The organism is Aquamicrobium soli (assembly GCF_042646345.1).
Lineage (GTDB): Bacteria > Pseudomonadota > Alphaproteobacteria > Rhizobiales > Rhizobiaceae > Mesorhizobium > Mesorhizobium soli_A.
The window spans coordinates 98,499-112,419 of sequence record NZ_JBHRTK010000014.1 but is presented as its reverse complement, the minus strand read 5'-3'; the positions used below and the strand labels follow the sequence as shown (position 1 = coordinate 112,419).

General features: G+C 67.9%; 13 protein-coding genes. 8 read left to right on the top strand and 5 right to left on the bottom strand.

Features of this window, described 5'->3' with window-relative positions; all coding sequences use genetic code 11:
• Positions 1-12 precede the first annotated feature (12 nt).
• From ACFOHJ_RS15390 to ACFOHJ_RS15370, 5 genes are all read left to right on the top strand, one after another.
• A complete protein-coding gene (locus ACFOHJ_RS15390) occupies positions 13-681 on the top strand; it encodes a c-type cytochrome (RefSeq protein ID WP_378221939.1) in 669 nt (222 codons plus the stop codon).
• Positions 674-1,663 carry a c-type cytochrome gene (locus tag ACFOHJ_RS15385; protein ID WP_378221937.1) on the top strand — a complete coding sequence of 330 codons (990 nt, stop codon included), beginning with the start codon at positions 674-676 and terminating at the stop codon, positions 1,661-1,663. Before ACFOHJ_RS15390 ends, ACFOHJ_RS15385 begins: the two co-directional genes overlap by 8 nt.
• A gap of 58 nt (positions 1,664-1,721) precedes the next feature.
• Positions 1,722-2,510, top strand: coding sequence for a thiosulfate dehydrogenase (tetH, locus tag ACFOHJ_RS15380; RefSeq protein WP_378221936.1), 789 nt, complete (start codon positions 1,722-1,724; stop codon positions 2,508-2,510).
• Positions 2,511-2,529: 19 nt separating this feature from the next.
• The gene (locus tag ACFOHJ_RS15375; protein ID WP_378221934.1) at positions 2,530-3,519 is read left to right on the top strand and encodes a substrate-binding domain-containing protein; all 990 of its coding nucleotides are present in this window, start codon (positions 2,530-2,532) and stop codon (positions 3,517-3,519) included.
• A 107-nt stretch (positions 3,520-3,626) separates the two neighbouring features.
• Positions 3,627-4,430, top strand: coding sequence for a TlpA family protein disulfide reductase (locus ACFOHJ_RS15370; RefSeq protein ID WP_378221933.1), 804 nt, complete (start codon positions 3,627-3,629; stop codon positions 4,428-4,430).
• 243 nt (positions 4,431-4,673) lie between these two features.
• On the opposite strand, the gene ACFOHJ_RS15365 is transcribed toward ACFOHJ_RS15370, so the two are convergent.
• From ACFOHJ_RS15365 to dsbD, 3 genes are read right to left on the bottom strand one after another with little or no spacing between them, the layout of a single operon-like run.
• Positions 4,674-5,363: a L,D-transpeptidase gene (locus ACFOHJ_RS15365; RefSeq protein ID WP_378221931.1), complete on the bottom strand. Its 690-nt coding sequence runs from the start codon at positions 5,361-5,363 to the stop codon at positions 4,674-4,676.
• Entirely contained in the window at positions 5,363-6,004 is a 642-nt protein-coding gene (locus ACFOHJ_RS15360) for a DsbA family protein (protein ID WP_378221930.1), read from the bottom strand. The genes ACFOHJ_RS15365 and ACFOHJ_RS15360 overlap by 1 nt, the downstream gene beginning before the upstream one ends.
• 21 nt (positions 6,005-6,025) lie before the next feature.
• Positions 6,026-7,753, bottom strand: coding sequence for a protein-disulfide reductase DsbD (dsbD, locus tag ACFOHJ_RS15355; RefSeq protein ID WP_378221928.1), 1,728 nt, complete (start codon positions 7,751-7,753; stop codon positions 6,026-6,028).
• A 192-nt stretch (positions 7,754-7,945) separates the two neighbouring features.
• Between dsbD and ACFOHJ_RS15350 the strand changes: the two genes are divergently transcribed.
• The 3 genes from ACFOHJ_RS15350 to ACFOHJ_RS15340 all read left to right on the top strand — a co-directional run bounded on the left by ACFOHJ_RS15350 (position 7,946) and on the right by ACFOHJ_RS15340 (position 11,077).
• Complete coding sequence (locus tag ACFOHJ_RS15350; protein WP_378221927.1) at positions 7,946-8,608, top strand: response regulator; 663 nt, start codon at positions 7,946-7,948, stop codon at positions 8,606-8,608.
• Entirely contained in the window at positions 8,605-9,975 is a 1,371-nt protein-coding gene (locus ACFOHJ_RS15345) for an ATP-binding protein (protein WP_378221926.1), read from the top strand. Before ACFOHJ_RS15350 ends, ACFOHJ_RS15345 begins: the two co-directional genes overlap by 4 nt.
• Before the next feature lie 376 nt (positions 9,976-10,351).
• Positions 10,352-11,077 (top strand): helix-turn-helix transcriptional regulator, encoded by a 726-nt coding sequence (locus ACFOHJ_RS15340; RefSeq protein ID WP_378221924.1) that lies wholly within the window; start codon positions 10,352-10,354, stop codon positions 11,075-11,077.
• Positions 11,078-11,088: 11 nt separating this feature from the next.
• Here the strand turns inward: ACFOHJ_RS15340 and ACFOHJ_RS15335 are convergent, their stop codons facing one another.
• Together ACFOHJ_RS15335 and ACFOHJ_RS15330 are read right to left on the bottom strand one after the other, a co-directional pair.
• Complete coding sequence (locus tag ACFOHJ_RS15335; RefSeq protein WP_378221922.1) at positions 11,089-13,404, bottom strand: relaxase/mobilization nuclease domain-containing protein; 2,316 nt, start codon at positions 13,402-13,404, stop codon at positions 11,089-11,091.
• Positions 13,401-13,829, bottom strand: coding sequence for a hypothetical protein (locus ACFOHJ_RS15330; protein WP_378221920.1), 429 nt, complete (start codon positions 13,827-13,829; stop codon positions 13,401-13,403). Before ACFOHJ_RS15330 ends, ACFOHJ_RS15335 begins: the two co-directional genes overlap by 4 nt.
• Positions 13,830-13,921: the final 92 nt, after the last annotated feature.

Sequence of the window (13,921 nt, the reverse complement as noted above, 5' to 3'; positions counted from 1 at the left end):
GCGAGTTCACGTTTGAAGCAACCGCGCCGCCAGCCCCTCGCCTGCGCCGCCTCGCTCGCCGTGGCCGCCATTCTCATGGTGTCGCCGGCGGCGGCGCAGGACGGCGCCGCGATCGCGGCAAACGGCGTTTCCGGGGCGCCGGCCTGCGCCTCCTGCCACGGCACGCAGGGCGAGGGAAATGCTGAGAGCGGCTTCCCCCGGCTGGCCGGGCTCAACGCCGCCTACCTCGTGCACCAGCTGGCGTCCTTCGTCGACGGCACGCGCAAGAACGACATCATGCCCCCCATCGCCAAGGCCCTGACGCCGGAGCAGCGCCAGGCGGTCGCTGATTTTTACGCCGGCCAGAAGGTCGCGAGCGCGACTGCCGAGAAACCGGACGCCAAGCTTCTCGCGCGCGGCGCCGCCCTCGCAATCACCGGCGACTGGTCGCACGGCGTCCCCGCTTGCGGGCAGTGCCACGGCCCGGCCGGGCAAGGCGTTGGGACCGCCTTTCCGCGCCTCGCCGGCCAGGGAGCGACCTATATCGAGAACGAGATCGCGGCCTGGAAGGATGGCAAGCGCGGCAACGACCCGCTGCACCTGATGAGCGGCATCGCCCATAAGCTCAGCGATGACGAGGTCAAGGCGGTTGCCGCCTACTACGCGGGCCTCCACGTCGCGAAGGACAGCCCCCATGACTGACACGCCCACCATCGACGCGAAGACGTGGGTCGCGGGCGTGGTCTTCCTCGGGCTCGCCGGCTTCATCGGCTATTCGCTTCCGCATCACGCCGAGATGCAGTCGAGCGGCGCCGCGAACGCACCGGCAGCGTCCGCAGCGAAGCCGGCGGTGAAACCATCTGAAGTGGCCCAGTTCACGCCCGTTCCCGAGGACAAGCTGCCGACGGGCGAGTTCGGCAAGATGGTCAAGCTCGGCGAGGCGATCTTCACCGACACGAAGGCGAACGCCGGCGCGTTCGTCGGCAACGACTTGCGCTGCGCGAGTTGTCATCTCGACCGGGGCCGGCTGGCGAACTCCGCGCCGTTCTGGGCGGGCTATCTCGTCTACCCAGCCTACCGCGCGAAGAACGGCCACGTGAACAGCTTCGCCGAGCGCATGCAGGGCTGCTTCCGCTTCAGCATGAACGGCAAGGCGCCGCCGTTCGGCGACAAGGTCCTCGTCGCGCTCGAGAGCTACGCCTATGCGATGGCCAAGGGCGCGCCGACGGGAGTGAAGGTCAAGGGGCAAGGCTATCCGAAGCTCGCGAAGCCCACCAAGCTCGACTACGCGCACGGCCAGCAAGTCTACGCGCAGCACTGCGCGCTCTGCCACGGCGCGGACGGCGAGGGCCAGAAGACCGCCGACGGCGCCGTCGTCTTCCCGCCGCTGTGGGGTGCGCGCTCCTACAACTGGGGCGCCGGCATGAGCTCGATCAACAATGCGGCTGGCTTCGTCAAGGCGAACATGCCGTTCAGCGAGGGCAATACGCTCACCGACGCCGAAGCCTGGGACGTCGCGGCCTACATCGACAGCCACGAGCGGCCGCAGGACCCGCGCTTCAAGGACTCGGTCGCCGCGACGCGCAAGGCGCACCACGATTCGCCGCTCGACATGTACGGGCAGACCGTCAACGGCGTGACGCTGGGCGAGCACTCGCCACCCGCTGGCACGGTCGGGGAGTGACCCATTCAAATCGCCGGCGTCCAGACGGCGAGCCACAAACGAAACCAGGGAGGTTGCCATGACAGACTTGAAGCGACGCCACATCATCCAGGCGGCGGGCGCCGTCGCGGCCGCGGGAGTGCTCGGCCTGCCGCAGGCGGCCGCCGCGAAAGCCGGAGACGTCGCATCCGAGATCCCTTCGGACGGCGGGCGACTGAAGGGCTTGGCCGAGGCGCTCGCCAAGGCGCCGCGCCGCAGGGACTTCAAGACCGTGCCGATGATCCTGACCAAGCCGTCGGAATGGGACGACGAGGCCCTGAGGCTCGTGCTCGACTACAAGTCGCCGCACAAGCAGGCCTGGGACAACACCGTGATTGGCGGCCCCTGGCTCAACCTGATGCGCAATTCCCTCAACGCGCAGATCTGGTCGTTCAGGCACCCGGATTTCCTGGTGGTCTCGGCGACGCACGGCTCGGCCCACCTCGCACTGCTCGACCAGTCGATCTGGGACAAGTACCAGCTCACCAAGCTCGCCGGCGACAAGTTCAAGACCAACACGCTCATCGAGGACGCCAAGGGAGCCACGGCGGACGCGAAGGACTTCGAGAACGCCGACGGCGTCTACTCGCCTGCCAACAACTCGATCCCCGCATTGATGAAGCGCGGCGTCGTCTTCCTGTCGTGCCACAACGCCATCTGGGAAGAAGCCGGGAAGCTGATCAAGTCCGGCGCCAACCCCGACAAGCTCACGCACGAGCAGATCGCGGCCGATCTGACCAACCACCTCCTGCCGGGCGTCGTGCTGACGCCAGGCGCGGTCGGCACGCTGCCGGAGCTGCAGCGAGCGGGCTTTGCCTATGCGACGTAACCGCAAGGGGATGTGGCCGATGCGAACCCGGATCGCGGCGGCGGTCATCGCATGTGCGGCGGTTGCGGCTCCCGCCTCGGCCGCAGACGGCTGGCACGGGAAGGTGCAGGCGCCAGGCTATCGCGGCGAGGTCTTCCCGCCGTGGCAGCACGGCGCGAACAGCGACGTCGCCGACCGCGGCTTCGAGTTCACCGTGCCTGAAGTCAACAGCATGGCGGACTTCCACGGCGATGTGTCGGACCCGAAGCTCGTCCTCTATGTCGGCGGCAACTACTTCTTCGTGATGGCGCCGCTGGTCAAGACGTTCGAGGCGGCACACCTCAAATACAAGGCCAAGATATTCTGGGAGACCATTCCGCCCGGGCTGCTGGTGAAGCAGATGGATGCCGGCGGCAAGGTCACGTCTGGCAATCTCACCTTCACGGCCAAGGCCGACGTCTACTTCGCCGGCCTGAAGAAGGTCAAAGACCTGATCTCGCAAGGCAAGCTCGATGGGCCTGCTGTACCTTACGTGACAAATGATCTCGCCATCATGGTCGCCAAGGGCAATCCGGGCCACGTCGCCGGCCTCAAGGATCTCGGACGCGACGATATCAAGCTGGCGATGCCCAACCCCGAATTCGAGGGCATCGCGCGGCAGATCAAGATCTCGCTCGCCAAGGCCGGCGGCGACCAGCTGGAAAAGAAGGTCTACGAGACGAAGGTGAAGGACGGCTCGACGATCCTCACCCATATCCACCATCGTCAGACCCCGCTGTTCCTGATGCAGGGCATCGCCGACGCCGGCGTCACCTGGAAGTCGGAAGCGATCTTCCAGGAGCAGGCGGGCCACCCGATCGAGCACGTCGACATTCCGGCCGACCTCAACACGACGGCGGTCTACGCAGGCGCGGTGGTGCACGGCGCGCCGCATCCCAAGGCCGCGCAAGCGTGGTTGTCGTTCATTCAGTCGGACGAAGCGTTCGCCGCGTTCGAGAAATACGGTTTCAAGCGGTACAGCAGACAGTAGTCCGCGCATTCGGGATCACACAGTGTTGGGTGCGCCCGCCCTCGGTGACGCGACTTCGCGTGCGATCTCGCCCGCCGGAATAAGACTAACAAGTTGGGACTTGCCCGATGAATGCGGTTGCCCTCGGCCCTTTTGTCTTCTCCGTCCACCAGGCCGCGGCGCTCGCCGGCGTGTTCGTCTTCATTGCCGTCACAGCGGTGTTGGCGTGGCGCGTCGACCCCGTGATCGGAAAGTGGTCGAGCTGGGCCCTGGTTGCGGCGCTCCTCGCCGCGCGTGCCGGTCACGTCGCGCTGCACTGGGACAGCTTCGCCGCGGAGCCGTGGAGGGTGTTCGCATTCTGGCAGGGCGGCTTCCAGCCTGTAGCCGGATTCGTTGGCGTCCTGCTCGTCAGCGCCTTCTTTATCCGATCGGTCAAGGCTGGCGCCGCGGCCGTCGCCGCGCTCGGAGTGAGCCTGCTTGTCGCGATTGGCTTCGCGCAATTGAAAAAAGCCACACTCGGCCAGGCCGCGCCGACCTTCGCCCTTGAGCAGATGCATGGGCCGCCGCTCGCGATCAGCGCGCTGGCCGGCAAGCCCGTCGTCGTCAACCTCTGGGCAAACTGGTGTCCGCCGTGCCGGCGAGAGATGCCGCTGCTCGCCAAGGTCGCAGCGAGCCGCGACGACGTGGTCTTTCTCTTCGTCAACCAGGGCGAGGGGACGCAGGCGATCCGTTCGTACCTCACGTCACAGCACCTAGAGCTTGGCCACGTCCTGCTCGACCAGTCGATGCAGGTGCGGCGCCACTACCGTACGGTGGGATTGCCGACGACACTGTTCCTGAGAGCCGACGGCACCCTCGCCGACATCCACGTCGGGGAGGTGTCGCCTGAGAGCCTCGATGCCGAAATCAGCAAGCTTATAGGCGCGAGGTGAGTTGAACCTCGCTTCGAAGACAATTCCCACGCTGTCCCAGCCCTGTATTGGCCGCTTTGTGGAGAGCCCGGCTTGGGTCCAATCGATCGGACGGCGCGAACGCCGCTGCGGCCTTCATTTTCCCCAAGCTCGTAAGGCCTTGCTCGCTGACGCGCAGAGGCGCGATGCACGGCCACGCAGCCACCTGAAGCGCGCTGGCGCTCGTTATATCGATCGCGCGTCGCCGGCCTGGCAACGCCGACGCTAGGTACCGGCCCCCGACGGGAGCACCACGACCTTCGTGCCTGCCGGCACGCGGCTGTAGAGGTCGATCACGTCCTGGTTCATCATGCGGATGCAGCCGGACGACACCGACTTGCCGATCGACCAGGGCTGGTTGGTGCCGTGGATGCGGTAGAGCGTGTCCTTGCCGTTCTCGAATAAATAGATGGCGCGCGCGCCGAGCGGGTTGGTCTGCCCGCCGTCCATGCCAACAGACCATTTCTTGTAGGTGTTCGGATCGCGCGCGATCATGTCTGACGTAGGCGTCCAGCGCGGCCACTCGCGCTTGTAGGAGACCTTGGCGGTGCCGGACCATTCCATGCCGGCGCGGCCGACGCCCACGCCGTAGCGCAGCGCCTTTCCGTCGCCTTGCACGAGGTAGAGGAAGTGGTGGGCCGGGTCGACCACGACGGTTCCGGGCGGCTGGTCGGTTTGATAGTCGACGAGTTGGCGCATGTAGCGCGGCTTGAGGTCGGCGAGCGAGACGGCCGGGACCGGAAACTTCTCGTCGGTGACCGCGCCGTAGCGCGCGGCGTCCGGCATTGCTGGGGCCGGCGCGGCGGCGAACGGCATCGGGTCTGGGCCGGACACGGTGGTGCAGGCGGCGAGGCACACTGCCAGCGCCAGCGCGGCGGAAACCCGCGCCATCATTAACACAATCGAACTACGCATCACTTCACGACGTCCCCAGCCGCCTGCCGGCGGCGCGCCTCAGCCAGCGCTTCCTTGAAGCCAGCATAGTCGAGGGTCGACGTGCGAAAGGGCCCGATCAGATAGGTCGGCGTTCCCTGGAGGCCGAGCGCATTGGCCTGGTCCATGTTGCGCTGGAGCAGTGCGGCTATGTCCGCGGAATGCTTCTTCAGGTCGGCATCGAGCCGCGCCATGTCGACGCCGGAGGCCTTGACCGCCGCCAGCATCCGGTCCTCCGGGACCTTGATGCCCGGGATCGCCATCAGGGCGCCGTGGACGAGGTCGTACTTGCCCTGGTACTTCGCCGCCAGCGCGAGCTGCGCGCCGTAGACCGAGGCCTTGGTCAGGATCGGCCAGTCCTTGTGGACGAGGCGAACGTGGCCGTCCTCCCTGACGATGCGGTTGAGGTCGGGCTCGGCCTTCTTGCAGAACGGGCAGTTGTAGTCGGTGAAGGCGACGATGGTGACGTCGCCCTCCGGGTTGCCGCTGACGGGGGCGTCGGGATCGTTGAGGATCGCGTTCACGTCGACGCCCTGCGCGAGCGCAGTGCCCGGTATCCCGGATAGGACAAACGCCAACGCCGCCGCAGCGGCCGCGATCCTGATGAAATCTCTTCGTTGCACGCGATGTCTCCTGTGAAGGTTCTAGACGCCCGCCTGGGCGAGGCGTGTTTCAATGCTTTCGACGGTGACGGGGCCGGTCAGGCGCGAGCCCGGGATCTCACGGCCGCGGCCGTCGATGAGAAGCAGCGTCGGAGGCCCGACGACCGCGAAGCGCGCCATCAGCGCGCGGGTCGCCTCGTTGTAGGCGGTCACGTCGGCGACGATGGTCGGAAGCGCCTTGAGCCGGCCGCGCACGGCTGGCTCGGCCATCACCGCCTCGTTCGACTTGCAGACGGTGCACCAGTCGGCCGTGAAAGAGACGAGCACGGGGCGTCCGGACCCCTGCGACGCGGCGAGCGCCTTGTCGAGGGCCGCCAGTGAGGACACGCGCACATCAGGACGGTCGGCTACGGCGGTTGTCGACATGCCAGGCAGCGTGTGGAGAGGGTTGAACGGATCGCCGTTGCCGATCGACGCGCCGACAATCAGCACGGCGCCGTAGACGACCGCAGCCACGCCCGCCGCCTTGCCGAGCCGGCGCACCGGGCCGCTCGCGGCGTCGAGCCGATCGAACGCGCCGACGAAGACCGCGACCCCGATCGCGAACACGCCCCAGAGGCCGAGGACGGCAGGTCCTGGCAGCAGTCGGCCAGCCAGCATCACCGCGATCGCGAGAAACACGGCGCCGAAGACCGGCCGGATGCGGTCGAGCCACGGACCCGCCTTCGGCAGGATTCCGGCGCCGAAGGTGCCGACGGCGACCAGCGGCAGTCCCATGCCGAGGCCGAGCGCGAACAGCGCCGCGGCGCCCTTGGCGGCCTCGCCAGTCTGAACCGCGTAGAGCATCGCCGCGGCAAGCGGCGGCGTGACGCAGGGCCCGACGATCAGCGCGGACCCGAATCCGAGCAGCGCGGCGCCTGTCAGCGAGCCGTTTCCGCCGCGGCCGGAAAACCGCCCGGCGATCCCGGCCGGCAGCGCCAGGTCGTAGACGCCGAACATCGACAGGGCCAGCGCCACGAACAGCGCGGCGGTCAGGCCGAGCGCCCACGGCGTCTGCAGCGCTGCCTGGAGGTTGGCTCCCGTCAACCCCGCGACGAGGCCGACAAGCCCGTAGGCCGCGGCCATGGCCAGCGCGTAGGTGAGCGACAGCGCGAAGCCCCGGCCGGCGGACAGCCTGCCGCCGGCGCCGCCCAGCATAGCCGACAGGATCGGGATCATCGGGAAGACGCAAGGCGTCAGCGACAGCAGAAGGCCGAAGCCGAGGAAGGCGGCCAGCATGGGAGCGAGACCGCCACCGAGGAGGGATGCCAGGTTGCTGTCCGCGCCGGAGGCTGCTGCTGCGGCCTGCGGTGGAGGCGGCGCCTGCGTTTCTGTCACCGAAGGCTGCGAGTTTGCTCCGCCGCCGCCACCAAGCCCGAGTTCCACGTCGTGGACGGCAAGGGTCGCGATGTCGACCGAACGGGTGAGCGGCGGATAGCAGATGCCCTCTTCGGCGCAGCCGCGCGACACGACCTCGATCTGGCCTGACGCGGGCAGCCCGGTCAGGCGCCCTTCGACGCTGCTGTGGTAGACTTCCACAACCCCGAAATTGGGGTCGTCCTTCGAATCGCCCGCCGGCAGGGCGAGAGGCAACTTCCGGCCGTCGAGCTTCGCCTGCAGGCTGTCGCGGTAGATGTAGTTGCCCGGCGCGATCGCAAAATGCAGCGTCAGCCCGTCCGCGCCGCTTCGCTCCACGGTGAGGCCGAAGACCTTGTCTGCCGGCGGCGGCATCCCCGCGACAGCCATCGCGGACGAAAAAAGGCCGAGAAAGGCGACGAGAAGCGCGATAGTTGTTCTTATTCCGACCGACATTCGCTGCGTTGGCCCCGGTGTGACGACGAGCGAGGACCAACGTCCAGCAGCTTAAGCCAGCCTTAAGGCGCGGAGGCGAAGGCGAACCAAGAAAAAAGGAACCGGACACGCATGCGCATTCTGGTGGTCGAGGACGACGCCGTCCTCTCCGACGGTTTGAAGGTCGGGCTGGCGCTCAATGGTTGGACGATCGATGCCGTCGTTTCTTGCGATGATGCCCGGGCAGCGCTGGCGGCGAACCGCTTCGACGCAGTCGTCCTTGACGTGATGCTGCCGGACGGGTCCGGCCTCGGCCTCCTGGCCAACATGCGGCGGGAACGCGATGCGACGCCGGTACTTCTGTTGACCGCACTCGACGAGACGGCCGACAAGGTGCGCGGTCTCGACACCGGCGCCGACGACTACCTCGTCAAGCCGTTCGACCTCGATGAGCTCTCAGCCCGCCTCAGGGCGCTCGGCAGGCGGCAGGCGGGACGCGCCCATCCTGTGCTGGCTGCGGCAGGCATCGCCATCGACCCGGCGACGCAGGCCGCGACGGTCGACGGCCGCCCGCTCTCGCTCTCTCGACGCGAGCTCGCTGTGCTGACGGCCCTGATGGAGAGGCCCGGGGTCATCCGCTCCCGCGCGGAGATCGAGGATCGGCTCTACGGCTGGCAGGAGGAGGTGGAGAGCAACGCCGTCGAGGTTCACATCCACAATTTGCGCGGCAAGATCGGCCGCGAGGCGATCGAGACGGTTCGCGGGCTCGGCTACCGTATCCGGACTCAATCATGAGCTCACTCCGCCGCCGCCTGTTCGTCCTCCTGATGGTCGCGACCGGCGCGATCTGGCTGTGTGCCGTCGGCTGGATCTACATGAGCAGCCGCGCAGAGCTCCAGCACGTCCTCGACACCCGCCTGCAGGAGGCCGCGCGCATGGTCCACTCGCTGGTGGCGAGCGGCAACGTGTCGGCCGCCGCCGCGACCACGCACATCGAGGACGTCGCCTACACCAAGCAGCTGTCGTGCCAGATCTGGTCGTTCGACGGCCGGCTGGTCGCGCGCTCCAGCGGCGCGCCGGACCAGAGCCTGGCGCAGAACGAGGAGGGTTTCGCCGACCGGGATGTCGGCGGCGAGCAATGGCGGATCTATACGATCGTCGACCAGAAGAAGGGCGTCCGTGTCGCCGTCGGCGATCGCATCGGCTTGCGCAACCAGCTCGTGCGCGATCTCGTCGCGGGGCTTGCGGCGCCGGCGCTGCTGATCGCGCCCCTTCTCGGGCTCATGATCTGGGCGAGCCTCGGCAGGGGACTGAGGCCGCTCAATGCCATCGCAGGAGACATCGCGAAGCGAGACGGCGAGGACATGCAGGCCATCGCATTGGACGAAACGCCCACGGAAGTGCGCCCGCTCCTCGCCGCGCTCAACGGGTTGTTTGGCAAAGTGGAGGCAGCTCGACGCCATGAGCGCGAGATCACGGCTTTCGCCGCGCACGAATTGCGCACACCGCTCGCCGGCCTGAAGACCCAGGTCCAGGTCGCGCTGGCGGCGACTGATGCGGCAATCCGCGAGAAGGCGCTGCGACAGGTGCTCGTGTCGGTAGATCGCACCACACGTCTCGCGCGCCAACTCCTTGCTTTGGCCAAGCTCGAGGCGTCGGCGGTCCCCCCAGCGACAGAGACCACCAATGCCGGGGGCCTGCTCCGGGAGGTCGTAGCTGAGTGTGTTGTTCCCGCCGGCCTCAGCATCGAGGTCGATCCGGAACTGGATGGTCTGAGCCTTAAGGCTGACCGGGAAAGCCTCCACCTCATCGTGAGGAATCTCCACGAGAACGCTATCGCACACACGACGGCGCCGGGGCGGATTCGCTGGGCGGCGCTCACTGAAGGAAACGGCATCGCCGTTACTGACGAAGGACCGGGCATTCCGGATGACGAATTGCCGCTGGTCATGCAGCGATTTTATCGTGGCCGAAGCCGAACCGCGAGCGGCACAGGCCTCGGGCTGACCATCGCAAAACTGGCAGCCGATCGCGTCGGGGCCCGGTTGAGCCTGAAAAATCGAAACGACCGACCAGGGCTTTGTTGCACCTTGGCGTGGCGGGAGACAGAATTGCGTGCTCGAAAAGGCCTTCGGTGTTCCCTTCAAGGTGGCCGCGTGTGAGGCTGAGGCCGAAGAACTCGGCCGCACTCTCGTTGGCCCGTTTCATAGCGGGACAGCGCAAACGTAGTGATCATCAATATCGGTCGCGGCCCGGCACGTAGGTAGCTAGCAAGGTCGCCTAGCCGCTCGACCCCGCGAGCGCTTCAACTTCCGGCAGCTTAAGCCAGCCTTAAGGTACGCAGGCGAACGCCGAGCAATGAAAGGACCGAACAACTATGCGTGTCCCGGTCGTCGAGCACTACGCTCTCCAGTCCGATGGGCTGAAAATCCACTTGGTCCAACGGCTGGATCGATCGGGTAGCTTCACTAATCAACGTGCGCCGACGAAACGTGGAGAAGCAATGCTTCGAACTAACGGCAGTTGGATCGATGGGGAATGCGCGTTACCTCCAAAGCCTGGAACTTCATAAAGTCCATCGAGGACTCCGACGACGAGGCGACTGTCCAGCAGCTCCTGCTCAGGCGGGCGGCTCCCTCGGGCTTCGAATGGGCGTTCGCGGGCCGCGTGCCGGGTCCGGCAGCAAGGCCCCGTGACATCCCCTCTCACGTCCTCTTCCAGCAATTTCCCGAGGGTTGGGGCGAGCGGTACAACGAAAACAATTACGCGCTGCGCGACCCGGTCGTGCGCCATCTCCAGCGCCAGCAAAGCCCGTTCACGTGGGACGAATGCTATGCCGCAGCAACGCGGCGCGAGGACGTGAAGCTCGTCGGCGGCGAGGCCGCGTCGTTCGGGCTGAGGAGCGGCTACGTCATCCCAATCCAACTGGTCGGGGGCGTTTTGGCCGCAGTGTCGTTCGGCGCCAGCCACGCGGACTTCCATCCCGACGCCCTCGCCGAGCTCGCCTTCGCGGCGAACTTCGCCGTCGGCCACCTCCTCCGCCTGCGTCACAAGCCGCAAAGCCGGGAACGCCTTGTGACACCACGCGAGCGGGAATGCATCTTGTGGGCGTCCGAAGGGAAGACCGACTGGGAGATTTCAGTCATCCTCGGCATCTCTCCGCCGACTGTCGCAAAGCACCTGCTGTCGGCGCGGCAGAGGCTCGACGTCATGAACCGGGCCCACCTCATCGGCGAGGCGATCCGCAGGAAGATCATCCGCTGACGCGCAAGCGGTCAACGCTGCCGCTGGCCCTTGATCGACTGCGTCTCCCCTTTCGCCGCTTCCAACTCCTGTACGATGCGCTCCTGCTCGGCCCGCAGCTTCTCGAGTGCGTCGGTCTGGATGAGGGCGTTGGGGATGCTCTGGCCGGGGTGCTCGGCGATCATGCGCGCCGCGTCCGCGGCGGCCGCCGCTTCGCGGGCTTCTCGCGCGGCCGACTGCTGCGAACCGGCGACGATTGCCCTCTCTGCGCGGAGTTCTCGCTGCGACGTCGGATCCAGCGCCGCGTTGGCCTCCTGGCGCCGCTCCGCATTGAGAGCGCGATCGGCGAGGCGCTCGGCCGTGGCAGCCTCGCGCCGCTCCTGCGCGCTGACCTCCTGCGCGCGGGCAACGAGCCTGTCCGCGTTCTCGCCGACGATCGCCTCGACCTCGGTTCGGCTGAGCTGCTCCACGCCGCGCTCCTGCGCCCGCTGCAGGTCGATCCTGTTCGCGAGCGTCTCCAGGTATCGCGCGGACGTCTCGCGGAACTGCTGCTTGGTCTGGCCGTCGAGCAGGTCGCTTGTCCGCGACACCGCTTCGTTCATGCCCCGCAGGTCCTTCGCCATTTGCTCAGACGTGATCGCCATCGCTGCATCCTCCTTCGTCAAATGCTCTACACGCTTCCCGATCGCCTGCAGGATCCCGCCAACGGCCTGCGCCAGGAGCAGCCGCTCGAGCATGTCCTTCGCTTGCGGGTTTGCGGGCTGCTCTGACGCCACGGCGCGCCATGCGACCATGCTTTCATTCACAGCAGCGCGCGCCGGCGGCGACATCGGCAAGCGGATCGGGTTCGACCGGGCGACCGCGATGCGCTGGCGCGCGTTGTCGATGAGCCTGCGGTTGGCTGGGTCGGCGGCGTAGGCCCTGTCCCGCGCCTCGCGCGCCGGACGCGGCCGGTCGGCGGCGTCCACGATGGCCTTGTCCTTCGGGCCGTAGCTCTGCGACGAGGCGCGCTCGCGCGCCGACGTCGCGACGATGCGAAGCCCTTCCGCCTGGGCGTGCTGCGCGTAGGCCGTGCGCCACTCGCGGAACGTCTCCGGGCCCGGGTGCAATTTCTGGCCGGACTCGCTCTTCGCGGCGATGACGGCGTGGACGTGGATGTGGCCGGCCGCCTCCTTGTCGACGTGGATGCCGAACATGAACTTGTGGTCGCCGAAGCGGTCGTGAAGGAAGCTGCGCGCCGCCCGCCGCAGCGCCTCGACGTCGGTGCCCGCCTTCGCCGACAGCATGAGGTGCATCGTGTCGCGCACCGACTGGGAACGCAGCGACGGACCCCACTCGCGCGCCGCCACCCGGGTGTCGGCGACGTTGGCGATGGCCTTGCCCTTGTCGTCGACGGCGGCTCCGTGCTCGACCAGCCTGTTGAGCCGGTAGGTGACGCCGTTGCGGCCGTGGTTGGTCATCCCGGGCGACGCGTCGATCGCCGCCGTATCGACGCCGGTAGCCGCGTGGATGCGGTCCTTGATCTTGCCCTCCGACGCCATGTCGAAGCGCTTGCGGGTGAAGCCGTTCTCGCGCTCCCCCACGCGCTCCTCGCGGACGCGGAACCGCTCCTTCGCCGGCCCGGCCAAGGCGATGACCAGGCGCGCCTCGAGCTCGCCAGACTCCGTGGTGTCGAGCCGGTACGCGTAGCGGTGTCCGCCGAAGCCGGCCGCGATCGCCTTCTCGTAGGTCTCGCGGCCTGCCTCGCTGCCCTTCACGCCGCGCAGCGTCAGTCGAACGGCGCCGACGTCCTGGCTCTCCGCCCGCTTCGAGAAGTTCGCCGACCAGGCCTTGATCTCGTCGGCGACCGCCTCGCGGTCCGTCAGCATCCGTCCGTCATGGGTTTCGAGCGGCACGTCCTCGCGTTGCGCGTACTGCCCCGTCTTGGTGGCTCGGACGGTGCCGTGGGCGTAGGAGAGCACCTTGATGACGGCCGGCTGGTAACCGGAGGCGAGCTGGCGTGCGCGCCCGACCGCGCCCTGCCCTGCCCCGCCAAAGCCTCCGGCGATCGGCGCAGACGTAGCGGCACGAGGCGACACTGCTCCGCCACCGTCTCCCCCGCCGGAGGACACCGGCAGCGACCGCATGCGCTCCTCGTCGCGGTCGCCCGTGATCGTCTGGCCCCGGATGACCTCGTGCGCCGGCGGCGCTTTGGCAAGCGGCGCGACGCGCGCCGCGCGGCGCCTCGGCTCCTCGTCGAGGCCGCTGAACGATCGCGGCTGTCGCCGCGACTGGGCGGCCGCGCCGACGGCGGTCCGGGCCGCCTCGACCTGCGCCACCCACCAGGCGATCTGGGCTGCGCGGTTCATCGCGCCTCCTCGGCCGGGATCTCGGACGGCAGCGGAAGCCCGGCCTGCCGCCGCAGTTTCGAGCCGTAGGCCACGGTCATCTCGGTGAGTTCGTCGTTGATGGCGGCGACCATCTCGTGCAGCCCGCGCCACACCGGCTCGGTGTCCTCGATGCGCACCGCCTGGCCGCGGTGGATCGCGCGCAGAACCTGCGAGAGGTTACGGCCGACCATCCGGACCTGCTGGGCGAGCTCGACGACGGCGCGCGTGTTCTCGGCCGACAGCGCCGGCCCGGCCTGCACGGACGCACGGATCAGGCGCCGCACCACCTCGGCCTTCGGCACCCCGAACAGCACGACGGCCGCCTGCAGCCGCGCCTCGTCGGCCTCCGACAACTCCGTTCGAAGCCTCGGCTTGCGTCGCGGTGCTGTGGCGGAGCGGGCCATCTTCCCTTCCCGTTCGCGCGGCTCTGCCGCCATTGCGCGTCAGCGCTTTCCGACTGCGTCCAGCAGTCGTCACCCGGTTTGGCCCACAAACC

Coding starts and splice junctions, on each gene's coding strand:
- tetH (WP_378221936.1), top strand. CDS start 1,722: ATGACAGACTTGAAGCGACGCCACATCATCCAGGCGGCGGGCGCCGTC.
- ACFOHJ_RS15330 (WP_378221920.1), bottom strand. CDS start 13,829: ATGGCCCGCTCCGCCACAGCACCGCGACGCAAGCCGAGGCTTCGAACG.
- ACFOHJ_RS15365 (WP_378221931.1), bottom strand. CDS start 5,363: ATGCGTAGTTCGATTGTGTTAATGATGGCGCGGGTTTCCGCCGCGCTG.
- ACFOHJ_RS15350 (WP_378221927.1), top strand. CDS start 7,946: ATGCGCATTCTGGTGGTCGAGGACGACGCCGTCCTCTCCGACGGTTTG.
- ACFOHJ_RS15345 (WP_378221926.1), top strand. CDS start 8,605: ATGAGCTCACTCCGCCGCCGCCTGTTCGTCCTCCTGATGGTCGCGACC.
- ACFOHJ_RS15375 (WP_378221934.1), top strand. CDS start 2,530: ATGCGAACCCGGATCGCGGCGGCGGTCATCGCATGTGCGGCGGTTGCG.
- ACFOHJ_RS15335 (WP_378221922.1), bottom strand. CDS start 13,404: ATGAACCGCGCAGCCCAGATCGCCTGGTGGGTGGCGCAGGTCGAGGCG.
- ACFOHJ_RS15385 (WP_378221937.1), top strand. CDS start 674: ATGACTGACACGCCCACCATCGACGCGAAGACGTGGGTCGCGGGCGTG.
- ACFOHJ_RS15370 (WP_378221933.1), top strand. CDS start 3,627: ATGAATGCGGTTGCCCTCGGCCCTTTTGTCTTCTCCGTCCACCAGGCC.
- dsbD (WP_378221928.1), bottom strand. CDS start 7,753: ATGCCGCCGCCGGCAGACAAGGTCTTCGGCCTCACCGTGGAGCGAAGC.
- ACFOHJ_RS15340 (WP_378221924.1), top strand. CDS start 10,352: ATGCGCGTTACCTCCAAAGCCTGGAACTTCATAAAGTCCATCGAGGAC.